The sequence below is a fragment of the Nitrosococcus halophilus Nc 4 genome (genome assembly GCF_000024725.1).
GTDB lineage: Bacteria > Pseudomonadota > Gammaproteobacteria > Nitrosococcales > Nitrosococcaceae > Nitrosococcus > Nitrosococcus halophilus.
On record NC_013960.1, the window covers coordinates 1,616,772 to 1,639,718 of the forward strand.

At 44.4% G+C, this 22,947-nt stretch carries 24 protein-coding genes; 8 read left to right on the forward strand and 16 right to left on the reverse strand.

The annotated features are described in order from the left end of the window. The first annotated feature begins 231 nt into the window (after positions 1-231). Entirely contained in the window at positions 232-2,157 is a 1,926-nt protein-coding gene (gene ftsH, locus NHAL_RS07730; RefSeq protein WP_013032611.1) for an ATP-dependent zinc metalloprotease FtsH, read from the forward strand. 19 nt (positions 2,158-2,176) lie between these two features. Here the strand turns inward: ftsH and NHAL_RS07735 are convergent, their stop codons facing one another. The 5 genes from NHAL_RS07735 to NHAL_RS07750 form a co-directional block, all read right to left on the reverse strand. Then, positions 2,177-3,166 (reverse strand): sigma-54 interaction domain-containing protein, encoded by a 990-nt coding sequence (locus tag NHAL_RS07735; RefSeq protein ID WP_013032612.1) that lies wholly within the window; start codon positions 3,164-3,166, stop codon positions 2,177-2,179. A 509-nt stretch (positions 3,167-3,675) separates the two neighbouring features. Next, a complete protein-coding gene (locus NHAL_RS20295) occupies positions 3,676-3,819 on the reverse strand; it encodes a DUF3309 domain-containing protein (RefSeq protein ID WP_083761377.1) in 144 nt (47 codons plus the stop codon). Positions 3,820-3,827: 8 nt separating this feature from the next. Beyond that, positions 3,828-4,031 (reverse strand): CsbD family protein, encoded by a 204-nt coding sequence (locus tag NHAL_RS07740; RefSeq protein WP_013032613.1) that lies wholly within the window; start codon positions 4,029-4,031, stop codon positions 3,828-3,830. Between the two features lie 100 nt (positions 4,032-4,131). Further along, the gene (locus NHAL_RS07745) at positions 4,132-4,467 is read right to left on the reverse strand and encodes an EF-hand domain-containing protein (protein ID WP_013032614.1); all 336 of its coding nucleotides are present in this window, start codon (positions 4,465-4,467) and stop codon (positions 4,132-4,134) included. 74 nt (positions 4,468-4,541) lie between these two features. Beyond that, the gene (locus NHAL_RS07750) at positions 4,542-5,084 is read right to left on the reverse strand and encodes a PRC-barrel domain-containing protein (protein ID WP_013032615.1); all 543 of its coding nucleotides are present in this window, start codon (positions 5,082-5,084) and stop codon (positions 4,542-4,544) included. A 283-nt stretch (positions 5,085-5,367) separates the two neighbouring features. On the opposite strand from NHAL_RS07750, the gene NHAL_RS07755 reads away from it, so the two are divergent. Beyond that, on the forward strand, positions 5,368-6,696 hold the full coding sequence (locus NHAL_RS07755) for a DUF2254 domain-containing protein (protein ID WP_013032616.1): 1,329 nt from the start codon (positions 5,368-5,370) through the stop codon (positions 6,694-6,696). Between the two features lie 96 nt (positions 6,697-6,792). Continuing rightward, on the forward strand, positions 6,793-7,704 hold the full coding sequence (locus NHAL_RS07760; protein ID WP_013032617.1) for a diacylglycerol/lipid kinase family protein: 912 nt from the start codon (positions 6,793-6,795) through the stop codon (positions 7,702-7,704). A 96-nt stretch (positions 7,705-7,800) separates the two neighbouring features. Here the strand turns inward: NHAL_RS07760 and NHAL_RS07765 are convergent, their stop codons facing one another. From NHAL_RS07765 to NHAL_RS07770, 3 genes are read right to left on the reverse strand one after another with little or no spacing between them, the layout of a single operon-like run. Beyond that, on the reverse strand, positions 7,801-8,106 hold the full coding sequence (locus tag NHAL_RS07765; protein WP_013032618.1) for a hypothetical protein: 306 nt from the start codon (positions 8,104-8,106) through the stop codon (positions 7,801-7,803). Positions 8,107-8,157: 51 nt separating this feature from the next. Further along, positions 8,158-8,292: a DUF3096 domain-containing protein gene (locus tag NHAL_RS20300; RefSeq protein WP_013032619.1), complete on the reverse strand. Its 135-nt coding sequence runs from the start codon at positions 8,290-8,292 to the stop codon at positions 8,158-8,160. Between the two features lie 46 nt (positions 8,293-8,338). After that, on the reverse strand, positions 8,339-8,623 hold the full coding sequence (locus tag NHAL_RS07770; protein ID WP_013032620.1) for a sll1863 family stress response protein: 285 nt from the start codon (positions 8,621-8,623) through the stop codon (positions 8,339-8,341). Between the two features lie 448 nt (positions 8,624-9,071). Here NHAL_RS07770 and NHAL_RS07775 point away from each other — a divergent pair, with 448 nt between their 5' ends. The 3 genes from NHAL_RS07775 to NHAL_RS07785 all read left to right on the forward strand — a co-directional run bounded on the left by NHAL_RS07775 (position 9,072) and on the right by NHAL_RS07785 (position 11,351). Next, complete coding sequence (locus tag NHAL_RS07775; protein ID WP_013032621.1) at positions 9,072-9,617, forward strand: RNA-guided endonuclease InsQ/TnpB family protein; 546 nt, start codon at positions 9,072-9,074, stop codon at positions 9,615-9,617. A 35-nt stretch (positions 9,618-9,652) separates the two neighbouring features. Then, positions 9,653-10,120: a DUF2383 domain-containing protein gene (locus tag NHAL_RS07780; protein ID WP_238985472.1), complete on the forward strand. Its 468-nt coding sequence runs from the start codon at positions 9,653-9,655 to the stop codon at positions 10,118-10,120. 541 nt (positions 10,121-10,661) lie between these two features. After that, positions 10,662-11,351 (forward strand): response regulator transcription factor, encoded by a 690-nt coding sequence (locus tag NHAL_RS07785; RefSeq protein ID WP_013032623.1) that lies wholly within the window; start codon positions 10,662-10,664, stop codon positions 11,349-11,351. Between the two features lie 155 nt (positions 11,352-11,506). On the opposite strand, the gene NHAL_RS20305 is transcribed toward NHAL_RS07785, so the two are convergent. Further along, the gene (locus NHAL_RS20305; protein WP_013032624.1) at positions 11,507-11,677 is read right to left on the reverse strand and encodes a DUF1328 domain-containing protein; all 171 of its coding nucleotides are present in this window, start codon (positions 11,675-11,677) and stop codon (positions 11,507-11,509) included. Between the two features lie 639 nt (positions 11,678-12,316). On the opposite strand from NHAL_RS20305, the gene NHAL_RS07790 reads away from it, so the two are divergent. Beyond that, on the forward strand, positions 12,317-12,835 hold the full coding sequence (locus NHAL_RS07790; protein WP_013032625.1) for a retropepsin-like aspartic protease: 519 nt from the start codon (positions 12,317-12,319) through the stop codon (positions 12,833-12,835). Positions 12,836-13,068: 233 nt separating this feature from the next. On the opposite strand, the gene NHAL_RS07795 is transcribed toward NHAL_RS07790, so the two are convergent. Beyond that, positions 13,069-13,782: a PRC-barrel domain-containing protein gene (locus tag NHAL_RS07795; protein ID WP_013032626.1), complete on the reverse strand. Its 714-nt coding sequence runs from the start codon at positions 13,780-13,782 to the stop codon at positions 13,069-13,071. A 790-nt stretch (positions 13,783-14,572) separates the two neighbouring features. After that, positions 14,573-14,797 (reverse strand): hypothetical protein, encoded by a 225-nt coding sequence (locus tag NHAL_RS07805; protein ID WP_157862515.1) that lies wholly within the window; start codon positions 14,795-14,797, stop codon positions 14,573-14,575. 218 nt (positions 14,798-15,015) lie between these two features. Between NHAL_RS07805 and NHAL_RS07810 the strand changes: the two genes are divergently transcribed. Further along, complete coding sequence (locus NHAL_RS07810) at positions 15,016-15,324, forward strand: BON domain-containing protein (RefSeq protein WP_013032628.1); 309 nt, start codon at positions 15,016-15,018, stop codon at positions 15,322-15,324. A 31-nt stretch (positions 15,325-15,355) separates the two neighbouring features. Here NHAL_RS07810 and NHAL_RS07815 read toward each other — a convergent pair whose 3' ends face one another. From NHAL_RS07815 to NHAL_RS21025, 5 genes are read right to left on the reverse strand one after another with little or no spacing between them, the layout of a single operon-like run. Further along, a complete protein-coding gene (locus NHAL_RS07815; RefSeq protein WP_013032629.1) occupies positions 15,356-16,516 on the reverse strand; it encodes an ABC transporter ATP-binding protein in 1,161 nt (386 codons plus the stop codon). A gap of 45 nt (positions 16,517-16,561) precedes the next feature. Continuing rightward, positions 16,562-17,407, reverse strand: coding sequence for a carbohydrate ABC transporter permease (locus NHAL_RS07820; protein ID WP_013032630.1), 846 nt, complete (start codon positions 17,405-17,407; stop codon positions 16,562-16,564). Further along, complete coding sequence (locus NHAL_RS07825; protein WP_013032631.1) at positions 17,407-18,285, reverse strand: carbohydrate ABC transporter permease; 879 nt, start codon at positions 18,283-18,285, stop codon at positions 17,407-17,409. The genes NHAL_RS07820 and NHAL_RS07825 overlap by 1 nt, the downstream gene beginning before the upstream one ends. Continuing rightward, the gene (locus tag NHAL_RS07830; protein WP_013032632.1) at positions 18,282-19,532 is read right to left on the reverse strand and encodes an ABC transporter substrate-binding protein; all 1,251 of its coding nucleotides are present in this window, start codon (positions 19,530-19,532) and stop codon (positions 18,282-18,284) included. Before NHAL_RS07830 ends, NHAL_RS07825 begins: the two co-directional genes overlap by 4 nt. Then, positions 19,507-22,896: an LAGLIDADG family homing endonuclease gene (locus tag NHAL_RS21025; protein ID WP_013032633.1), complete on the reverse strand. Its 3,390-nt coding sequence runs from the start codon at positions 22,894-22,896 to the stop codon at positions 19,507-19,509. Before NHAL_RS21025 ends, NHAL_RS07830 begins: the two co-directional genes overlap by 26 nt. Between the last annotated feature and the right edge of the window lie 51 nt (positions 22,897-22,947).

The following is a 22,947-nucleotide window of genomic DNA, read 5'->3' on the forward strand; positions in this document are numbered from 1 at the left end:
CAAAATCCATCGATTAGGTTGTAGCATTTTTATGGCTATCTTTCAAACTCTGTCTTGAAGCAGCGTACTCCTTATACTCTTTAAGGTTTAAAGCGATAGAGAATGAATTCATCGATCCTGGTGGCTACAATATGCTAAGTTTATAATGAATGGGACTGAAAGTTTATTTGCAACAAGCTTGTGGGCAGCGTCCAGTGACAATTATTTCCCTATTCCTGATAGGAGTTGCTTATGAATAATGAAAAGCAATCCTACCCACCTCAACCAGAGCCCTCCCTTAACTGGCGTTATCTGCTCTGGATGATTTTGGTGATAATTTTTCTCATGTACTGGTTGGGTAGTGCGAATCGCCAAGCAGTGGATGAGATCACCTATACAGAATTCAAGCAAGCCTTGCGCCAAGGGCAGATCGCAGAGGTCACCCTAGAGGGGCAACGAATTGCGGGAACCTATACCGGAACCTATAGGGATGCACAGGCAGAGGGTGAAGGAATAGGAGCGAAAAAATTCTCCACGACGAGGCCACCCTTTGAGGATCCAGAGCTAATGAGTTTATTGGAACAGCAAGGGGTCACAGTGCGGGCAGAGAGCCAAGAAACCTCCTTGTGGGCGCAGGCTATCATTGGAATGTTGCCTTGGCTCTTAATATTGGGGCTAATTTTCTATGCTTCCTATAAGATGCAGCAACGGATGATGGGAGGAGGGGCCCGCGGTGGGCCTTTTGGTTTTGGTAAGGCTCCGGTAAAGCGTTTTCGTGAAGGGAGTACAGGTATTACCTTTGAGGATGTTGCGGGGGTGGAAAATGCTAAGCGCGATCTTCACGAAATCGTCGATTACTTGAAAGATCCAGGGCGATTTAAAGAAGTAGGCGCCAAAATTCCTAAAGGTATTCTTCTTATGGGTCCCCCAGGAACGGGAAAAACTCTCTTGGCTAAGGCAGTCGCCGGCGAGGCGGGAGTGCCTTTTTATAGTATCAGCGGATCAGACTTTATAGAGATGTTCGTGGGGGTAGGGGCAGCCCGGGTACGGGATATGTTTAAGGCCGCCAAAGAAGAGGCTCCCTCGATTTTATTTATTGATGAAATTGATTCTGTGGGACGAGCACGGGGAACAGGACTAGGGGGTGGCCATGACGAACGGGAGCAGACCTTAAATCAGATCTTAGGTGAGATGGATGGTTTTGCAGCCCAGGAGAATGTGGTGGTCTTGGCTGCTACTAATCGTCCTGACGTGCTCGATCCAGCCTTGCTTCGGCCGGGACGGTTTGACCGTAAAGTTATTCTTGAACTTCCCGACAAAAAAGCTCGCCAAAAGGTTCTGGAAGTCCATGCCAAGGAAGTGCCTCTAGCGGAAGATGTGGATTTGGAGGTTATCGCTAAGCGCACGGTAGGCTTTTCAGGCGCCGATCTCGCCAATTTAGTCAATGAGGCTGCCTTATTGACCGCGCGGGAGCGGAAGAAAAAAGTAGATATGGATATGCTGAATCTTGCCCGGGATAAAATTGTGTTAGGCGCTGAGCGAGAGACGATACTGAGTGAGGAGGAGAAAAAACTTGTTGCTTACCATGAATCAGGTCATGCCTTGATGGCCTGGTTATTGCCAGAGGCCGATCCCTTGGATAAGGTAACGATTATTCCCCATGGTATGGCTTTAGGGGCAACGGAACAGGTCCCGGAAGAGGATCGGCACAACTTGAAACATAGTTATTTGCTTGATCGTCTTGGGGTGATGTTGGGGGGACGCGTAGCGGAAAAAATTATTTTTGGCGATGTGACATCAGGCGCTGAATCTGATCTTAAGCAAGCCACTCAACTAGCACGCCGCATGGTTTGTCAATGGGGAATGAGCGACAAACTTGGGGCAGCGGCTTTTCGGCGTGGCGAGGAGCATGTTTTTCTGGGCCGGGAGCTGACCCAACAGAGGGATTTTAGTGAGCAGACAGCGCAACTCATTGATGATGAAATTCGGCGTATTCTCGATGAAGTAGAAAGAAAAGCAGAGAATTTGATGCAAAAACATCGTGACAAGTTGGAGGCGCTAGCTAAAGCGCTTATCGAAACGGAGACTCTTGATGCCGATGAAATAAAAAGAATTTTTAAAGGTGTTAAAGCACAAGGACGGAGCCGAGGTGAGGCTGTTGCGACTAGTACAGGGTGAATGCACGTAGGTAAGGGCTTTAATTGAAAAAATTGACTACTTTATTTTGGTCTTCTTCTCTGCCGGTATTTCTAATAAGGTTAAGGCGGTTGTAAAGAGTTTTTAAACTAATACCAAGGCATTGCGCTGTTTGTTTCTTATCCCCTTTAAAATGCTCTAGTGTAGCAAGTATGAGGTTTCTTTCCACTTCTTCAATGGGTAAGCCTACTAAGGAGTGAACAAAATTTTCCTGGTAGCCGTTATTATCTTGAAATGGCCTCTTATGAAAATCCTTATCATCTATTTCATCATCTGCCAGAATAAAAGCATGGTGAATAGCATGCCGTAATTCTCGTATGTTCCCAGGCCAACTATTTTTAGAAATGTATTGTAAGGCATCATTTGTGAGCCGTTTATCCTCTTTGTAAATTTCATTAAAACCCTCAAGAAAATACTGTGCCAGTAATATAGCGTCTTCTTCTCGCTCACGTAACGGAGGAAGATGGATTGGGAATTCTGTTAATCGGAAAAATAGGTCATGACGTAGTTTACCTGCCTCGACCGCTTGCCAGGGATCAATATTTGTTGCGGCAATAAATCGTATGTCTGTTTTAATTTCCCGATAGCCTCCAACTCGTATAAAAGTGGCTGTTTCCAGGGCGCGTAGCAGATAAACCTGAAAGTTAGAGGGCATTTCTGTAATTTCATCGAGGAAAAGAGTCCCGCCGTTAGCACGCTCAAAGTATCCCTGATGCTGGCGGACAGCTCCTGTGAAACTACCTCTTTCGTGGCCAAATAACTCGGTGTTTAACAGGTCACTGGACAAAGCTCCACAATTCACTGGAAGAAAGGGCCCTTTATGGCGATTGCTGAGACCATGTATTGCGCGTGCAACTAATTCTTTTCCTGTACCACTTTCACCATATAGTAATACCGTTGCATCCAGAGGCGCTACCTTCTTTATAGCTTTATACAAGCTGCGCATCCCTTTGGACGTTCCCACTATTTGTTTGATTCCACTATATTTCATTGTGAACTAGGTGTCTGTCGATAGATGTTTCGGGAGAAAACGCGATTGATCCTTAGTTTATCTATAATAAATAAACTTACAGGCTCAGAGATAAGTGCAGGCTGTATGATTAAAATCTTAGGGGGTGGAGTTTAGAAGTAAATAAGGGTTTACCCCCAGATGTGGAGTGAATGAACAAACTTGAATGATTTTCTGACGGACCAACGCTTTCCTGTCTTTAAGCTATTGAAATATTTGCGCTCTTAGACGTTAATTCGCGGCTAAATATTTTGTTTTAGGGGAAATAACAATTAGCGGGGGGTTTTGCTACGCGTATCCACTTCCTTACTTGAGCAGGAGTTTTGTAGGGTGGGCAGAGCGCAGCGATGTGCACCTTCTGCGGGTATTCTTCGGATATCCTCGTTTGCTTAAGTGGTTAGTTTCGCTGCACTCAGCTCACCCTAGTCATAAAGGATTCTCCAACAGTCTCTAGAGATAGAGAGGCTGCGGGTGAAATTTATAGCAGCTCGCTAGAATAATAATAAAACAAGCAATATAATCAAAATAAGAGTTAATATTCCACTCGGATAATAACCCCAGCCTCTACTATAAGGCCATGCTGGAGCAGCACCCACAATCAATAGCACTATCAAGATGAGTAATAAAGTTTCCATACTTTCCACTATAAGCTGTTTGTAAAGTCTTCTAACTGGCGTTCTGCTTCCTCCCTACCAATGCCATAACGTTCTTGTAACTTGCCTACAAGAATATCTCGGTTACCTGCAATTTCATCAATTTCATCATCGGTTAATTGACCCCATTGTTGTCTAATTTTTCCACTGAATTGTTTCCAATTACCTTTAATTTGATCCCAATTAATAGCCATAATTATCTCCTTTTTTACTTTAAGACCTTAAGATCTAAATAAATAGCTATGGAATTTATTTGTGTGACTTCCTTGTCACACAAATAAATATAATTGTTAATTAATTACCTCCATAGCCTCCTCCACTAGGCTGGCCTTCTTCCTGAGGGCGCATGGATTTTTCCTCCTCCATGATTTCAAAGGCACTAAACTCGGATCTATCAATTTTCTGATCGCTATTCCTGTCAGCTTCATCAAATTTTGAGCTTAGTGTGCGCCAATCTCTCGCTTCCTCTTCACTAATATAACCATCCTGATTTTGGTCTAGCCCTGAGAATGTTTGTTGTTGCTGGCCTTCTTCCATTCCCTGACCGGCAGAGAATGCCGTATTTGCTAGCATAAAGGAGAGAGCAGCGGCAGAAATCGAAATAAGGTTAAATAATTTTTTCCTATTCATGGATTTATTCCTCTTTAGTGTTGAATATTACGTTGCACAACCGTAATTTCCGTTATTTGGGGTTGCTAGACACTTTACTGAGTTTCAGGTTCTTCGGTTTCTTGGCTCTCGAAAGCGCTGAACTCAGTTACTTGCGCTTCTGTGGGCCAACTATCCTCATTAAAGGTAGGTGCATCAGATAGCTGTTCTTTAGTTATATCCATGTTCAGGATATAGTGATCTCCTTCAGGAGATAGCTGAAGCAATTTCCAGGACACAGCAGTCATTTTTGCTCCTATATCGAGTAGTCCTCCTCCATGGAATAAGACCGCATACTTTATTTGGCCCGATTCATCAATAACTAATTCATTAATTTCTCCTAAGTCTTCATCCCTCCGATTTTTCACCGATTTTCCAATCAATTCACTTGCCTTATAGGCGTCTTTCGGTAACGTTTGTTCAGGAGCTTGCTCCTGGGTATTGGTTTTCTGTTGTTGCTCCAAATCCTGATTTGCGGACAGAACTTTTCCTGGCAGGGCTATGGATAAGGCAATGCTAGATACAAAAATTATGGTTTTTCCTGGTGGCTTGATATTAAAAATTAACTTATTCATATTCATATTCATATTCATATTCATAAACTATTTCTCTTAACCTTACTGCTGTTCAAATTTTGTTTTATTTGATAGCGAGCAAAAACAGTGCCATTGCCGGGAAGGGATAACTATATCTGATTGGGAATCTATAAGGGTTTGATATTTTTGGTTTTGCGGAATTATGAGTAAGCTAAACTTGCAATATTCTTTTTTCGTCGTATTGTAATTGGGTATATACCTTAGCAATTTTTACAAATCTAAACCCATGGAAAAATTTAAGGATTTAAGGATTTAAGGACTCTACTCTAAGGAATAAAAAACTAAGATGAAAACATATCTTTTGAATTTGTTAGAAAAGCTACGGGATAGCTACTTATTTATTCCTATCTTGATGTTATTGCTAGCTATTAGCCTGAGTGCTGCATCACTTATGCTGGATAGGGTGTTTGATATCAATAAATTTTGGTGGGGGTTTAGTTGGATTTACGTTGGGGATGTGGATGGTGCCCGCGCAGTGTTATCTTCGATCGCCTCCTCTATGATTACAGTAGCAGGCGTATTATTCTCTGTCACAATGCTGACATTAAGTTTAGCATCATCACAGTTTGGTCCAAGTCTGCTGCGGAACTTTCTTCAGGATATGCTTAATCAGTTTGTTTTAGGCGCTTTTATTGCAACATATATCTATTGCCTGTTGGTGTTGCGAGATGTGGAAGGTAAATCTGATTATGTTCCTAATCTTTCAGTAACTTTGGCTGTGGCATGGGCACTTCTTGATGTAGCACTACTCATTATATTTATACATAATACCACTGCTTCTATCCGGATCGATAATATCATCGCAACTGCGGGGTTAGGGTTATGTAAGAGTATTGAGCGTCACTTTCCTGATCCAATATCTACTGCTACAAACAACTCTAAAGATGTTTTTGAATATCCGGAGGAATGCTATTTAGTTATGGCCCCAAATAGTGGCTATATACAAGGCATTGATAAGCATGGCTTAGTAGAGTTGGCTACTCATAATAATGTTACAATCCAAGTTGAACATCGGCCAGGGGATTTTATAGTTGAAGGTTCCCTTGTAGCAAAAGTGTGGGCAACCAAGTGCCCCGATAAGAAGGTAGAAGAACAGGTGCATACTGCTATTTTTATTGGCAGGCGGGCTCTATCTGAGCAAGATGTAGAATTTGAGATTCGGCAGTTGGTACAAGTGGCTGTTCGGGCACTTTCGCCTGGGATTAATGATCCCTTTACCGCTAACATTTGTTTGGATCACCTTGGAGCTGGATTGGCGTTACTAGCTAAAAGAGCCCTTCCAGAACCTTACCTTCGGGATGGGCAGGGAACAGTCCGCCTAGTTCTTAATCGACCTAACTTTTCCACCATCAGTGCCTCCGCATTTGATCCGATTCGTCAATCGGGAATTAATAGTGTCCCTGTTGTGATTCATTTTCTGAAAACGATAACTAAAATAGCTTTTACTATTGAACGTAGAGAAGATGGTGAAGCGCTGCACCTACAGGCTGAGAGGGTGCGTGCAAGTTGTATAAAATTATCTTTGGAAAGAGATGACTTTGAGGCAGTAGAAAGACATTATAACTTCTTTATTAAAGCTCTCTCTAGTAGCCTGGGAAAGCGTACAGTCGTTTGATTTTTTGATTGGGTCTAAAAAGCACTAAATTCAGCGCGATCTATTTTATGGGCACTATAATTTTGTAAATTATATACGAGGAAATGTTATATTTCTATGCACTCGCAGCTAGCGGTAGTCATTAATATTTCTTCTGGACAGGGTTTATCTTTATCTTCAGATTCTTTCCGAGACCATTTGCAGACGCTCTTTGCTATACACCACTTAGAGGCTGAGTTTTATTGGGTGAATCTTGAGCAGTTGACAGAGGTGTTGAATGAGATTTGTCGTCGGAAGTTTACTACCGTAGTTGTTGGGGGGGGTGATGGAACACTTAGAACAGCAGCGAGCGCTCTTTCCCAGACTTCTATAACCCTAGGAATACTACCATTAGGGACGTTTAATCATTTTTCCCGTACTTTAGGAATTCCTCTCATATTAGATGAGGCGGTTAAGGTCATTGCGAAAGGTGCTCGAATACTCGTCGATGTGGCTGAAGTCAATGGATATACCTTTATCAATAACGCCTCCGTAGGGATCTACGTCCGCGCGGTGCGCTTGCGTGAGATGCTACGACGCCGGTTAGGATTACCCAAGATGCCGGCAATGGTTTATGCTCTTTTGGCCGTGTTGTGGCGTTTGCCTCGCCTCGATCTACGACTGGCCTCTCTGCCAACGGGATTCCAATCGGTTCGGGTGCCCTTTGTGTTTATTGGTAATAATCCTTACACTTCTAAACCCTTACCTTTGGTTCGGGAGAATGGCCTAGCGCAGGGTTGCCTCAGCGTCTTATTTACCCCTGGAGTTAGCCGGAAAAGCCTTATCATGATGGCGACAAAGGCGTTTCTTCGGCCCATTCAGCAAGATCCGGCTTTTGAAGAGCGCCATGTACAGGAACTCATTATTAGAAGTGCTAAACGACGATTATATGTAGCCCTGGATGGAGAGGTTATTGCTTTACGTTCCCCACTTGTTTTTCGCACACGACCACAAGCCCTGCAGGTCATTGGAGCAGAGTTCCATTCCTAACCAATTGGGCGCTTCCGCATAGATTGTTTAGGGCGAGTGATACCTGTGGGCACGGCCATTTCAGGCCGAGCCCACAATAAAATTTTTTTGGGAAGCCTATTGAGTCCGTTCTTCAATGGCCTCACCGGTCTTTTCTGCCGTATCCCCCGCCTCTTCAAGTGCTTGTTCGGTGGTTTCTTGTGCGGCTTCACCTGTTTCTTCCAAGCGTTCTCGAGTAGCTTCATAGGCTTGTTCAGTGGTTTCCTTTACAGCCTGGCCAGCTTCCTCTAAGCGCTCACCTGCTTCCTCCATTGTTTGGTCAATTCTTTCACCGGCGCTTTCAGCCGGCCCCTCTTGCTCACAGCCGATTAACCAAACGCTACATGCGAATAGAAAGGTCATGATGATAAGCTTCGTTTTCATTTTTTCTCCTTCTGTGAAGTATTTTTTAAAAATTATTTTAATTTCATGCACTTATAGTTGCAGTAAACCCAATAGCCCTACCAGGATAAGGTAAATAGCGACCACAAAATTTAAAATCTGTGGCCGAACGAGGATGAGTATTCCTCCTAGTAAAGCTATCACCGATTCAAGGAATAAGGGACTCATCAATCCTCCTCGACAGAAGCATGGCTGAAAATACTTATATAAAGCATCATTGTGTTGCCCGATGGACAGCGCTCTTAAGGTCCTGCCAAGTTTTTTCAAGATCGTTTTTTAGATCATCCGAAGCTTGTTCAGAAGAGCGGGAAATTTGCTCTATCTTTGCTTCGAACGCGTTGCGCTTTTCTTGTAAGGTAGACAATAGCTTTTCTTTGTCTTCCCTGAGCTTGACATCAGCGGCGGCTTCCTCGGATACAGCCTTTAACTTGTCCATCTCCGCATCTATCTGCTTTAGTTGTGCTTTGAACTTGTCTATAAGGGCTTCTTTGGTAGACATAACTATATTTCCTAATTCTTTGTGCCGTTTAAGCTTATATTAGAGATGGCGTTGCAAATAATACTAATATCCTAGAATAATAATTTTAGCTGTCATATCTAATATAGCAATTAATTTATAAATTACCTCCTTAGAAAGAGTGTTGGTGTAATCCTTGCAGTAGTTTGGTGTTTGATTATGTAAGTGTATAAGTAAATTTTAGACTAGAGTTGGAAGTATTCTTTCATCAGTTATAGTAGTTCCCATTTAGAAGGAACCCCGTTGGACTTGGGTCAGCGTGACTAGACTGTTGGCGGCAAGGATGAGCAGGGGCCGGGGGTCCGGGGTGGACCCACGCAGACTGGTGAACGTCCTTCCCAGGAAGGAGCGGGGCTAGATTTGCCGAAATTCCGCCCAAAGCCCCTTCCTTCAGGGAGGGGATGTAGGGCGGTTCTGTTAATATTAAGTGATGAAACTTAAGGCCAACATAAAAACCCTGAAAGTCAGAGTCAAGGATAAGCATAAGCCAGTCCTTGAGCGCATGGCCTTTGAAGTCAATCAGGTTTGGAATGCGGCTAATGAAATCACGGCGGATTATTCCTACCATGCCAAGATCAAAAATAGGCGTTTAGACGCCCTCCATAAATTCACGACACAAGTGGTTCGTGAGAATGCATTAATAGTTGTGGGCAATGTCAGCAGTTCCAGCCTTGCTACAACTAAAAGGGCTAAATCTGTTTTAGATGCGGGCGGGTTTATGCTGAAAACTCAGCTTGATTATAAATCGAAAGCGATGCAAGCCGGGTTTGTAGAGATCAACGAAGCGTACATTACCCAAGCCTGTTCGTGCTGTGGCTGTATCAGCAACGGTAGTCCGAGAGGTAGGGCCGGTCTTGGAATAAGAGAATGGTCATGCCCTGGGTGTGGGGCGCATCACGATAGAGACGTGAACGCAGCCATGAACATTCTCGCGGCGGGGCATCGCCGTCTTGCGGAAGGAATTCCCCTCTTTTAGGGCGGGAAGGATGTCAAAGCTGTATATTTCAGGAAATGAGAGCCATTGTTGAGGAATTAGCGATGTGGTTAGATGATAGAGAGGTTGCTCTTGATGAAGTTATTCTTAAATGCAAGGATATTGCGCGTGACTATAAAAAAGTATTGAGTCTTACCGATGATCTTCTTTTGGTCCATCTTTTTGAGGAGTTGGCAGAACAGCGCAAGAACTGGGTAGCACGCTTGGAGTCACATATACGTAAGTTAGGGGGGCTGCCGAGCGACATAGATCCGGAGAAACAAATATTAGAAGAAATTATTACCCATACAAAAGTAGCTTTATCTGATGATGAGCGTAACATCTTATTAAATGACCGGCAAAAAGAGGAAGAAGAATTAAAGACACTTGTACAACTAGCATTAAGGCAGGAGATCCCGGAGGAGACCAGGTTGTTATTACGGCAGATTGAAGAAGAGATAGAAATAACTCAGAGGCGTTTGCTTGAAGTTCGTTCAAGAGATTGAGTTATAAGCCTTATAGTTTACGCTATTCGGACAAGAATTTTTTTAAGAAATTGAACGGACAGTTGGTGAATAAGTATCCATAAGTTGTCATTGGCTGCGCAAGTTTTGATTGTCCCGCTCCGCCTGATGATATGCTTCTTCCCTAACCAGAAGACTCTGAAGATAAGAAGCTGTTGGAAAACCCTTTTTGCAAGTAGGGGATTAAGGCGTGTTAGCGCTGTACCCACCGAAATTTAAACGCTTAATGGTGAGACCCTCGTTCATTGCTTGTTCCACCCTTCGCCGAAAGCAAGACCCCTAAGGGTTAGAGCCCTACCCAGCCTTTTTTTAAATCTACTTCCTGTTTTATTGAGTATTAATTTTCATCTAAGAGTGTCTCTTTATAGAGACATAATTTCTAATGTTTTTTGTTATTTTGTTTATAAGTATTTGATTTTGATATATATCAATGCGGCATCTATTTTGCTCTGAAATCATTAGGTAGGCATTCTTGGTGAATGCAATGCTAAAAGGTTTCCCCAAATGAGGTAGGAGGTTTTGCATGGGTATGAAGGATCAGTGTTTAGGGAATGTTATTAATGACCCTGGTAAGCCACTGCTAGAGCTGCATGATATCCAAAAGACGAATGTTTTTATTGTCCATCATGATAAGGAGGCGCAGCATGCACTGCGCCGGATGATCACCTCGACAGCATGGGAGATTAAAACCTATTTTTCGGCTGAATCTTTTTTGGATGAATTTGATCCTGCGCGCCCAGGTTGTCTGCTACTTGATGTCCACGTGCCCAAGATGGGTGGTTTATCGCTTCAGAAACAATTGCGGGATATGAATAGTTTTCTGCCTATCCTTTTTATTTCCTCCCATGGGACAGTCCCAGAGGCGGTAGAGGCTATCCATGGGGGCGCAGCCGACTTTTTTACGAAACCTTGGCAAAAATCAGTATTACTAAAACGTCTCTGGGCATGTATGGAAAAGGATCAGTATGCCCGAGAAAATAAAAAAAAGCAGGAAGAAATTATTGCACGGATGGCCCGGTTAACTCCACGGGAATGGGAAGTCATGGAACTGGTGGTAAAGGGGCGGCTGAACAAGGTGATCGCCTTCGAATTAGGGATTAGCCTTAAAACAGTTGAGAATCACCGGGCGCAAGTAATGAAAAAACTTCAAGTTAAGACTCAGGCAGATCTGATCCGATTGGCTTTATTATGTTTAGACAGAATGGAGCATTGAATTAAAATCTTTTAATAAAGTTAAGAGAGTAGTGCAGAAATGATTATCCAGGGCAAATTTCGTCTCAACTGTAATTTGCCCTGGATAATAGAAAATTCGTTATCTAGACATACCAACAGATATACCCATGGGTGATTAAGTAATCTTCAATTTCCCTATAGTGGTGGAGAACGCCGTCGTCCTAAAATTAAAAAGACTACAAACAAGACAAGTCCTACGATAAATAAAATCCACGCAATCTCTACAGCAATTCCAGCTATTCCCGTAAAACCTAGAAGAGCTGCTACGATTGCAACGATTAAAAAAGTTATTGCCCAACCAAACATTCTACCCTCCTATTCCTATCTTGTTACCTAAATTAAAGTATAGAAGTAAAAGAGTATTTTGTTTTATATTTTTCTTAAAAAAATGATCTTTTTTTAAGCATCTCAGTAAAAGTTTTGAAGTATTTCTGGAGTGAGCCAATAGCGTGAAGCTAGGGGACAGGGAAATCCCCACACCGATTCGCCGGGAGCAAATCGGAACATCCGGAGGATGTTCTCAGGGGGCGCGCCAGGAAGGGTGCGCATCAAACTCTTTTTTCAGGAAGGAAAAGCGGGTTTTCAGAATATCACTGGTTCGCTCCTACAACACCTCATACTTTATTCATAGGTATTTAGAGGCAGTGATCGGAAATGACGATTAGTCTCTTTCAGCACTATAAGTATTCACCTGCCTGTGCCGCTACCCTCTAGCAGGAGTTGGAGTAACCTATACCTCCGTAGTATACTGGTTAAAAAAAGTCAAGAAAACAAAGCTTTTTCTTAGTAATTTTATATAAATCAATAGATTATGTTTTTAGATATTTTTTAAATAGAATGTAGGTTGGGCTGACTGCTAAAGTGTGCTTGTTCTATAAGTTTTTGATTATTATTCATAGTGGTGCTGAAACCTGCCCCAACCAGAGCTGTGAGGAGAAAATTAGTATGAAGCGCTTTTTTATCGGGCTTGTTGTGGTTTTATGGTTGGGTGTCCCGGTTCATCATATAGAAGCTAATGAATTTGATACCATAATCTCCATGCAAGGAAAAGATTCTGCTACCTATTATATTCAAGGAAATATTAGTGGTTATGGAACGGTGGAGCTTATGGTGGATACTGGTTCAGGTTATCTCACCATTAATGAAGAAACGCTTGCTGTGCTTAAGCAGGAGAAACGCATTCGTTATGTAAAAGACCTAAGAGGTATTTTAGCAGATGGTAGAGAAATGATAGTGCCGGTGTACTCAGTCAGCGCTATTCGTCTCGGAAAAAATTGTTGGCTTCGGGATGTTGAAGCTGCGGTATTTCCAGGAAGAACACGTCATATTTTAGGGTTAAGCGCTCTTCAAAGGGCAGCTCCTTTCATTTTTTCGGTCGATCCACCTCAATTGGTGCTAAGCCACTGTGATAGTGCACCTGATAATATCTTATCTAAAACAAATGCTTTTTCTACAGCGAATTAAAACGTAAAAAGTACAAACCTTCTCCTGCCGAGCGATTAAAGAAATCGCTCGGCTAATGCGTGATTAATATAATAGACTTACGCAGTTTGTCATTATCGCGTAGGCGAGAACCTAATTGCTGCCTAAAAAATTGCGGGCATGACGACTCCAGGCCTTTTGCGTAAGCCCTATATAAAATATAAAAATGTTTCTAGAAGGAGAGACTATTCAAGTTCTTTATCCATTGGTTGAAGTTATTGTTGCTTGTTAGGCTGTCTTTCTTTATTCCCTCCACGTTCTTCTGTTTCTATAGTTTCAAAAGCGCTGAATTCAGAGCGATCAATCTTTTCATCCCTGTTTTGGTCTATTTGATTAAATTTAGTGTTTAGCACTTGATATTTTTTAGCTTCATCTTTGCTAACATAACCGTCTTGATCTTTGTCAAGGTTCATAAATGTAAATTGCTGTGACGTACTCTCTGTCTTTGAGTAGGTCTGATTAACAGTCCACTGAGCATGGGTAGGCCAATTTTCTTCACTGAATGTTGGAGCATCAGCTAGCTGTTCCTTACTAACATTTAAGATATAATATTTTCCTTTTTCAGATATTTGAAGTGTATTCCAGGGAACAGCAGTCATTTCTCCTCCTATACCGAGTGTTCCTCCATGCTGTAAAACAGCATATTTCACTTTTCCTGATTTACTGAAAACTAAATCAGCAATTCTACCTAACTGTTCACCTTCTGAATTTTTAACTTCTCTATCACGTAATACACTTGCCTTATAAAGTGGTCGTGATTTTTGCTCTTTAATTTGCCTTTTTGATTCTACTCCCTGGTCACGTTCCATTTGTCGTTGTGGGGAATCTTGCTCTGCGGATAGCGACGCTCCTGCTAGCATAACTGAAAAGAAGCCTACAATAATGAAAATTTTGTGTTTCTGTAATGGTTTTAAAATAAGTTTATTCATGATGATTATCCTGTTTAGTTACCATCAGTTTTTGCCAAATTACTAAGTATTTAGCAAAAACTGCGCCACTGTTCGCATTGAAACAACTGGCGTAGTCGGGAGCTTATAAATACCAATAATTATTAATTATTATTTAAAATTTAACTCTGTAAAAAATTTAAATTCATTAATGAGTAAATGATATTTACTATAATTTCTACACGTTTTTTTGTAATTTTTATAAGCTTAATCATGATCTTTAAAATAGAGATCTTCTTCATCAAATATAGAGTTGATCTTCGTGACCCTTTTGTTGTGTCTCTTTTTTGCGACAAATAGTTTCCTAATATATAACTACTTACTATTTTTTTATAAAATTGTTTGCTTATAGCGACAAAAATCCTAATCATAAGTTAATTTACTTTATTTTCTTATCGCAATCTTATGATTTCATGAGAAAAACAAGAGAACTTGTCTGAGAGGGATAAGGATCGGCTATATTACGCAATTGAGTGGAACTGAGCAGCAAGTTTATGTTGAGTAGGGGGTTCTATTAGTTTCTTACGGTTGAGTGCAACAAAATCTATCAATTTGCCAGGAGCAAATGGGAATGGGAAATTTGAAAATGTTAGTAGGGGGTGTGCCAGGGAGGAAGTGCATCAAGCCGTTCTATATAACCTACGCTGACATGAAAATTTTCAACATCCTCTAATATATTGCGGCCACATGTGGTTGTGATATCAAAGCAGTTAAAATTTACCGGGCTTAAGCGGGAAAAACCCCCGGCTTTTCCGGGGGCTCCCTAAAATTTCTACTCAGTAGCCTCTTGCGCTCTTTCTCCTGCTTCTTCCATTTTTTCTCCGGCTTCTTCCATCGTTTCGTCAACTTTCTCACCGGCGCTTTCAGCTGGTCCTTCCTGTTCACAGCCATTGAGAAAGACGCTGCCAGTTAATAATAGGGCTATCGTTATAATCTTAGCTTTCATTGTATCCTCCATATTTTTTATGGATTTCTTAAATAAATTCATTTTTGTCATCGTGGACATACATAGAACAGTAGCCCATTTCTTTAAAACTACAAGTTTTTGTTTTTGTATAGAGCGTATGAGCCAAGAATTCACTTAGACTTTTGGGTATATTTTTAATGTGAGTAGCATTCCTAATTCTTTGTTCTAAAATTCTAGGAATGAAATCTTAGGAAATAGAAATTTGGATTTTGTTGATTAATAATATACGCCCTGATAAGGAGAAAAACATGAAAAAACCAGCCAAGCACATGATTTTTCTTATTATGTTTATGACTATTTTAATGCTAGGTTGCGCGAGTAGCCCTGAAGAAGGTACAGGAGAATATGTTGATGATGCATGGATTACCTCAAAGGTTAAAAGCGCTTTAGTAGCTGATCCACAGGTGAGTGGGCTTGATATTCAGGTAGAAACTTATCGAGGTATAGTGCAGCTTAGCGGGTTTGTTGATACTAAAGACCAATCCCGGGAAGCGGAGGATGTTGCCCGGAGTATTGAAGGCGTCAGGGACGTTGAGAATAGACTCACAGTAAAATAGGAAAACTAAATATCCTTATAAGGGAAGGATGTTAGCAAGTAAGACTTTCACCACTTTGAGTATCAAATAGATGCAGCTTGTGGACGTCAAGCTGCATCTCCAATTCGTCTCCTTCCGTGGCTTGGCTTGACGCACCTAGCCGGGCAACCAGCCGGATAGCGCTATCTTGGGTAGTCTCAACCTCTAAGTCTTTAGCCAAGCTTTGTAGCCGGTTATTTATTTTCCCTTGAATTTCAAAGTGCGCATAGACGTCAGCGCCCATCCACTCAATGACGTCGACGGTAGCCTTGAAAGTCGGGAGGGTCTCTTTGTCCTCTCCTGCGAGAGCTACATCTTGAAAGTGTTCAGGGCGAATACCGGCAATGACAGAACCCTGGAGATTGGAGAGGCGGTCCCGTAGCTTAGCAGGAAGCTTGAATTTAGCCATGGGCAAAATAAGATATTCGCTTTCCAGTTGAGCAGGGAGAAAATTCATGGCGGGGGAGCCAATGAACCCAGCCACAAATAGGTTACGGGGAGTAGTGTACAGCTCCCGGGGGGTTCCCACCTGTTGTACCTTACCTTGGCGGAGTATGGCGACTCGGTCGCCCAGTGTCATGGCTTCACTTTGATCATGAGTGACGTAAATGGTGGTCGTCCCCAAGCGCTTTTGTAAGCGTGACAGTTCGGTACGCATCTGGATCCGGAGTTTAGCATCCAGGTTAGATAAGGGCTCATCTAGCAAGAATGCTTGAGGTTGACGCACGATGGCCCGCCCCATGGCGACCCGTTGTCGTTGCCCCCCCGATAAGCTAGCCGGTTTGCGGTCCAAAAATTCAGTAAGCTCCAGTATGGTGGCTGCATGATTTACTTTTTGGGTAATTTCTTCTTTGGGTCTTTTGGCTAATTTCAAAGGGAACGCCATATTTTCCCGCACCGTCATATGGGGGTAAATAGCGTAACTTTGGAAGACCATGGCCATATTTCGATCTTTGGGATCCAGGGTATTGATCACTTGGCCATCTACCCGAATCTCACCCTGAGTGATCTCCTCAAGTCCCACAATCATATTGAGCAAGGTAGATTTTCCACAACCGGAAGGACCCACCAGAATAAAAAACTCACCATCTTTGATGGTCAAGCTGACATTGCTTACCGCTTCAGTACCATCAGGAAAGCGCTTAGTGACGTTGTCAATGAGGATCTCTGCCATAATAAATATTTTGCAATGGATTCATAGTACTCTGTACTCCCCTAACTAGCCTTTAACTGCACCGGAGGTGAGACCCGCAACAATGCGGCGCTGAAAAATTAAAACGATGATCACAATAGGAAGAGTGACCACCACGGAGGCTGCTGCAATGGAGCCGGTGGGCAGTTCAAAGCGAGAAGCGCCGGTGAAAAAGGCGATAGCTGCAGGTACGGTTCGGGCTTGGTTAGTCGAAGTTAGGGAAATGGCAAATAAAAAGTCATTCCAAGCGAAAATGAAGACTAAAATAGCTGCCGTGAAGACTCCGGGTGCAGCTAGTGGCACGATCACTTTGCGGAAGGCTTGAAATGGCGTGGCGCCGTCGACTCGGGCGGCTTTGTCCAGATCCCAGGGAATCTCCCTAAAAAAGGCCGATAAAGTCCAGATAGCTAAAGGCAGGGTAAAGGTCATATAGGGCAGGATCAGCCCCAGCCAAGTATCAAAGAGCCCGATTTGCCGCCATAAATTGAAGAGGGGGCCAATGATGGCAATCGGTGGAAACATGGCAATCGCCAGGGCTCCCGAGAGAATGATTCGTTTGCCGGGGAATTCCAACCGCACAATGGCATAGGCGGCAAACATGGCCAAGATAACGGCAAAGAGGGTAGAAATAGCTCCAATGCCTACCGAATTCCATAGGGCGGCTGGAAACTGGGGATCTTGAAAAATAGCCTGGTAGTGTTCAAAACTGAGGGTGCGTGGGAAGAAGCGGTTGTCATTGAGATCAGCGCCTCTTTTAAGGGAGAGGGAGATAATCCAGGCTACTGGAATGAGGGCATAGATGATGACCACTACACTGCCGCTCCCCCAGAAAAGCCGTTCTGCCAGATTTTGGTTAAATTTCCCACGAGCCATCACCGTTCACCTCGTTGTTGAGCCACAGAGGTTCCAAAACCTTTAATAAACAGCACGGCAATGAGTATCACGCAAATAAAGATCAGCACTGAGACTGCCGAGCCAAGGCCCAAATTAAGCCTGACGATAAGGGCATTGTAACCAGTAATGGAGACGGTTTCTGTCCCCTGAGCGCCTCGGGTCTGCACAAATACCGTATCAAAAATCCGAAAGGCATCTAGGGTGCGGAACAGCAAGGCCACAAGCACCGTTGGTTTCATGAGGGGCAGGGTGATCCTGAAAAAACGCTGTATTGCTGTGGCCCCGTCTACCCGGGCTGCTTTAAGCAGATCTGCTGGAATCAGGGTCAACCCTGCCAGGAGGAGTAAGGCCATAAAGGGGGTGGTTTTCCAGATCTCAGTAAAGATAATGACGAAAAATGCTGTCCAGCGTTCCGTTAGCCAGGCGCCTTCCAAATTAAGCAGGGCATTGACAAACCCGGTAGTCGGATCAAAAGCAAATTTCCAGGCTAAGGCAGCGACTACCGTGATAATTCCATAAGGGATAAGAATGGCCGCTCGTACCATCGCGCGGGTAAAAATTGCCCGGTACATCACTAAAGCTAAGCAAAAGCCAAGCACCAGCTCTACTGATACTGAACCGATGGTAATGATTAAGGTATTACCTAATGTTTGCCACCACAGCTCAGAGCTCAGTACACTCCAGTAGTTGCTCAAGCCCACGAATGAGCGGTCATGGGGGAAACGTAAATCATAGCGGTGCAGGGATAGCCATAAGGCATAGAGAATAGGGTAGGCGGTGACGGCTCCCATGGTAATCACCGCCGGGGCGCAGAGTAGCCACCCCAAATGGCGCTCCGCTTTGCCTCGAGCGTTCACAGCAGTCCCTCGGAGTGAAGGGCCCGGTCGATGACCTTCCGCAACTTGGAAATATCCTCCTGGGGATTGATGGCTCTCATGGGATGCAAGGTCCGGCTGATGGCCAAGGAAATATCATTATAGAGAGGACTGGGAGGACGCTGGGCCGCATCTTTTAGGGTGGCTTGGAGGACATTAGCGAAGGGGAAAGCCTTTTCAATTTGGGGATCTTCATACAAGTTTTCGAGCGTGGGCAATAAGCCGCCTTGGGTGGCCGCAAGTCGTTGATGTTCCCTGGAGGCAATGCAGGCAGCCGCTTGAAAGGCCAAATCGGGATATTGAGAATAGGCGCCAACACCTAAGTTAATGCCTCCTAAGGTCACCCGGCTAGGTTTACCTTCGATGGCTGCCGGCCAGCGGGCCCATCCCATGTGGGCAGCGATGCGGGGGGCGTTCTGATGGGCGCTTGGCCAAACATAAGTATAATTAATCATAAAAGCGCTTCCCGCTTCAAAGGCAAGCCGGGCTTCATCCTCGCGGGCAGTGGCGAGTGAAGGGTCGGAAGCCCGGGAAGTCCCGATGCGTTTCATAATGCTTAGGGCTTTTTCAGTGGGTTCTTGTTCTAGGGAGACGGCCTCACCGGTTTCGTCTAGCACGGAGCCGCCTGCAGAAGCCAGCAAGGAATTGAATAAGACGGTCAAGCCTTCATAGCGCGCCCCTTGCACCTGAAGGGTGCCGGTTCCCAGGGATTCGGCCATTTCAATCAATTCATCCCAAGTCTGGGGCGGGCTTTCCACCTGATCAGTGCGGTACCAAAGCAATTGAATATTGCTGGTAAAAGGAATGGCCCAGAGCTGATTGTCATAAGTGGCGCTTTCAATAGTGGATTTTAGCCGCCCTTGCCTGGCTTGGGCCGCCGCTTCATCCTGCCATGGCAAAATCCAGCCTGCCTCAGCGAATTCAGCGGTCCAGATGACATCCATACCAATCAGGTCGATATCGGGGTCTTTTGCCGCTAACCGCCGCACCAGTTGCACCCGTTGTTGGCTGGCATCAGCGGGCAGGGTCACTATATCTACTTGATAGGCGCCTTGAGCTGCCTTTGAGCATTGTCTTGCCGCCTTCTCAAAGGCGCCCGAAGGCTCATCAAACACGTACCATTTTAGGGTAGGGACGGCCCTGTTATTGCTGTCCGAGCAGGAAGCGGCAAGCAATGATAGGAGTAGCGCTACCCCTACCTTGCTAGGGGTAGGGGTTGGGAGCGCCACTGATAAGTGAGCCTTCTTCCGGATCAATTTCGCATCCACTGCCACCACAAGCCAGCTCTTTAGCCCCTCGGGTGGTATCTTCTTTTTCATAAATCACAATATGGGAAAAGTCGGCCTTGGGGAGTTCAGCAACACGCCTTTGGTATTCTTCCGCCGTAATTTCTTCGAAAGGAGCAAGTTGGTAGACTGCCTCAGTTCGCGGCAGAAAAGACAAACCACCCAATATATCCCAATGGTTGTAGAGCCAATTGGCTACCTCGATCCATTCTTCTTCAGCGACAGAAATGGTCACCGAAGGATTGTGTTCGGTGTAATTTTCTTTAACCATCTTCCAATATTCGAGCTGCTCAATTCCATTGAGATCGGTGCGGGTAATACTGCCTTCCGGCGCGCAGACCGGAAACTCCAACACGAAAGTGGAAGCGGTGGTCTCATCTTGCCCCACTTCCGGGTGGTAAGGGAATTTTTGCTCTTTTAACATAATAAATAAGGGGTCTTGAGCGGAAATGCGCACCCGCCGCAGGTAATAAGGGGCATAGCGCGGATGCATTCCGGAGGCGGCATCAACTAACTGGGAAACGGTACCGGATGGTTTGATACAGGTCACCGCGGCGGACTCATTAACCCCTAAGCGTTTGGCGTAGATACGGTTGGTGGCAATGGCCTGATCCCGTAGTTTGTTTAAAATCTGGGAATCTCGCACCACTGGACTGTCCCACTGGCCGGTAATGGAAACACCAAGCAGGTGCTCTTCTTCACAATTCTTTTTCCATTCTGGCGAGAGATAGGGGAAATCAGTCAGCGTGGATTGGTAAGTCCCTAAAATCGAAGCAATCCGGATTTTATCGAGAAGCGTTTCCTCCGTATCTTCCGGGTGGGCGGCCACTTCGGATAAATTACAAAATTGCTTATTGCGCAGGATGATTTCCCCGCAGTTATGCAGCATGATTCCATTTCCATCAAATGCATTCACTCCCGGCACCTGGCAGTCGTATACGTCTTCATGGCCTACTTGTCTAATGCTGACAATTTCATCACTGAACCTTTCTCTGTTTAAATCTCTGTTATAGTCGGAAAGTTTTTGGTTTAACTTGCTTTGTTTTTCTGGATCACTGAATCCGATTCTAAAATTAAAGCGGGTAATGTTGGCTCCGGAAATTATTAATTCGTTATCCGGATTACATTCGTACTCGCTGAATCCTCCCTTTCCGTTTGGCAGCATTCGTTTCCCGGCGGATCTTCTGTTTTTATAGATCGTAGAAATAATACCTAGTCTTGCCAGCATTCTTTGCGCTGCTTGCAAATTTTGATAAATGCTGGATGCCAATCTTATACTCACACCTTTATTCTGCGCTCCCTGGACAGAGCCATCGGCGTCAAACCATCCTTGGAGAAAACCTATATGAAAATCGGATGAGGTTTCTTCTATTTTCTCCGAAATTAACTTTTGTCGGTTAACTAATCCCAATTCCTGAGCCCTTTTTCCCAGATTAACAGATTGGACTCTGATTACGCCTGTTTCCATTGTATGTCCCGCTAAATCCGCTCGCGCTCCAACTGTTTCATGGACAAGGTTCAACGCCTGATTGGCCATTGCTTCTTTGGTGTTTCCCCAATAATCTAAGTTTGCCTTTCCTGTTTTTTCAATATTCCCATCCCCCAGCAAATTTCCAACCAGCCATCCTTCGCGGAAATCACCGGCTCCTTCCCATTCATAATCGCTATGATTGTGTAAAACTATCCTATCGCCCTTACTGAGCTTACACAGTTCTTTCCAGCTCGTTTTTTGAATTTTTCTGGATTCATAATCTACTGTGCGTACCTGATGATTTTTCGTCGCCTTAAGCTTATATCCCTTTTTAGTCTCTACCTCAAAAATTTTTTTGTTTCCAGTTTTGAAAAAGCCTTCTGAGCTGTAAGCCTTTCCATTAACAGCCGGGTTAAATGATTGGTTAATAAGTTTCTTAACTTGAACTGGGCCTTGATCGGTTAAAACCCAGGTATCCCCTGTTACGCAGGGGTTAGTCCCACTGGTGGACCAATAGGGTTCAAAACCGGGCCACCGCCGCTCTGGAAGCTGGGTTTCCAGGCCACCCCGATTGAACAGTCCGCGCTCACCGGTTCCCCCTTGAGCCAGGGCCAGCCACTCTCTGAGAAAATCAGTGGCCTTAGGTTTGGTTTCATACACGGCTGAATTATTAGCCATGGAACGCTGGGGGTAATTGATATAAAAATGGCCGCTTTTCGCTTGACGCATCTCTTCGTCGTCGGCATCGGAAAGGGAGATCAAGGCGGCCCGGCGCACCCCCCCCATCTCCACGACTGCGCCAATCTTACAAATGAGGTCATGGACATCAATGTTACGCAGCCGTTTGCCTTGGGCACTGAGAATTTTTCCACGTCCATACTCTAGCAGGGCCCGTAAGGGTTCAGGACCAGCGCTACGTCCCCCCATGGTGTGAAGACGTGAGCCGGCGGGTCTGACTTCAGAGTAATCGAAGCGGATATCCTTGCCATCATACCAGGCTTGTAATCCGGCTTTTAGCGCATCCCCCCAACCCTCCTTGCTGTCCCCAACCTTGTAGGTGGGCAGTATTTCTCCCGTTTGCCGCTGAATAATCGGCAGTTGTTGCACATTCTGGCTTTCTACCGAAAAACCTACTCCCACTCCAGACATCAGTAGATACAGGATTTCGGCCAGATCTTGGAGCTGGGTAGGGGCGATAAAGGAGCAGTTATAGGCGGTGATGTTATTGACACGGGCAGCTTTACCGGCAGACCACAGCAGGCGCATGGAAGGCATGACCTGTTGTTGCAGAATAGCCTGATGGATTTCCTGATACTCTACCGAGCTGAGATCCTTGCCAAGTTTTTCTTTCATGAAAGCCATGTAGCGTTCTACCGTTTCTATCCACGTTTCGCGTCGGTTTTCTTCTTCTAGCCAGCGAGAATAGGTACGATAGTAAATAAACTCGGCTAAGGCATTGGAGAAAAAAGACTTGCTTTCAGTGGCAAGCTGTTTGACTTTTTCCGGGACTGCTTTGGCTTTTTTTCGGATTTGAGCCCGTTTATGCCGGTAGAGGATATAGGCCTTAGCCGTTTTGGCAAACTCCATCAGGATCAATGTTTCCTCAACCAGATCCTGGATTTCTTCTACTTGGGGGATGTGGGTAGCAGGGTATTGCTGGTTCAACTCTGCTATTACTTTATCGGAGACCCGGGAAGGGTCATGGGCAAGATCCCCTTCTTTACTGGCTTCCATGGCGCGGAATATCGCATGGGTAATACGGCTTTGGTCAAAAGGCACTAAGCGCCCGTCGCGCTTTCTGACTTGGGAGAATTTGTTCTGCACTGAGTGGGACATGGTGATCTCCCTTACCTTGCCTGAAATCACTCATCTCTATGAAGAATAGGT

Bases quoted from the DNA above. Each gene is read 5' to 3' on its own strand.
- ftsH (WP_013032611.1), top strand. From the start codon at position 232: ATGAATAATGAAAAGCAATCCTACCCACCTCAACCAGAGCCCTCCCTT.
- NHAL_RS07735 (WP_013032612.1), bottom strand. From the start codon at position 3,166: ATGAAATATAGTGGAATCAAACAAATAGTGGGAACGTCCAAAGGGATG.
- NHAL_RS20295 (WP_083761377.1), bottom strand. From the start codon at position 3,819: ATGGAAACTTTATTACTCATCTTGATAGTGCTATTGATTGTGGGTGCT.
- NHAL_RS07740 (WP_013032613.1), bottom strand. From the start codon at position 4,031: ATGGCTATTAATTGGGATCAAATTAAAGGTAATTGGAAACAATTCAGT.
- NHAL_RS07745 (WP_013032614.1), bottom strand. From the start codon at position 4,467: ATGAATAGGAAAAAATTATTTAACCTTATTTCGATTTCTGCCGCTGCT.
- NHAL_RS07750 (WP_013032615.1), bottom strand. From the start codon at position 5,084: ATGAATATGAATATGAATATGAATATGAATAAGTTAATTTTTAATATC.
- NHAL_RS07755 (WP_013032616.1), top strand. From the start codon at position 5,368: ATGAAAACATATCTTTTGAATTTGTTAGAAAAGCTACGGGATAGCTAC.
- NHAL_RS07760 (WP_013032617.1), top strand. From the start codon at position 6,793: ATGCACTCGCAGCTAGCGGTAGTCATTAATATTTCTTCTGGACAGGGT.
- NHAL_RS07765 (WP_013032618.1), bottom strand. From the start codon at position 8,106: ATGAAAACGAAGCTTATCATCATGACCTTTCTATTCGCATGTAGCGTT.
- NHAL_RS20300 (WP_013032619.1), bottom strand. From the start codon at position 8,292: ATGAGTCCCTTATTCCTTGAATCGGTGATAGCTTTACTAGGAGGAATA.
- NHAL_RS07770 (WP_013032620.1), bottom strand. From the start codon at position 8,623: ATGTCTACCAAAGAAGCCCTTATAGACAAGTTCAAAGCACAACTAAAG.
- NHAL_RS07775 (WP_013032621.1), top strand. From the start codon at position 9,072: ATGAAACTTAAGGCCAACATAAAAACCCTGAAAGTCAGAGTCAAGGAT.
- NHAL_RS07780 (WP_238985472.1), top strand. From the start codon at position 9,653: ATGAGAGCCATTGTTGAGGAATTAGCGATGTGGTTAGATGATAGAGAG.
- NHAL_RS07785 (WP_013032623.1), top strand. From the start codon at position 10,662: ATGGGTATGAAGGATCAGTGTTTAGGGAATGTTATTAATGACCCTGGT.
- NHAL_RS20305 (WP_013032624.1), bottom strand. From the start codon at position 11,677: ATGTTTGGTTGGGCAATAACTTTTTTAATCGTTGCAATCGTAGCAGCT.
- NHAL_RS07790 (WP_013032625.1), top strand. From the start codon at position 12,317: ATGAAGCGCTTTTTTATCGGGCTTGTTGTGGTTTTATGGTTGGGTGTC.
- NHAL_RS07795 (WP_013032626.1), bottom strand. From the start codon at position 13,782: ATGAATAAACTTATTTTAAAACCATTACAGAAACACAAAATTTTCATT.
- NHAL_RS07805 (WP_157862515.1), bottom strand. From the start codon at position 14,797: ATGACAAAAATGAATTTATTTAAGAAATCCATAAAAAATATGGAGGAT.
- NHAL_RS07810 (WP_013032628.1), top strand. From the start codon at position 15,016: ATGAAAAAACCAGCCAAGCACATGATTTTTCTTATTATGTTTATGACT.
- NHAL_RS07815 (WP_013032629.1), bottom strand. From the start codon at position 16,516: ATGGCAGAGATCCTCATTGACAACGTCACTAAGCGCTTTCCTGATGGT.
- NHAL_RS07820 (WP_013032630.1), bottom strand. From the start codon at position 17,407: ATGGCTCGTGGGAAATTTAACCAAAATCTGGCAGAACGGCTTTTCTGG.
- NHAL_RS21025 (WP_013032633.1), bottom strand. From the start codon at position 22,896: ATGTCCCACTCAGTGCAGAACAAATTCTCCCAAGTCAGAAAGCGCGAC.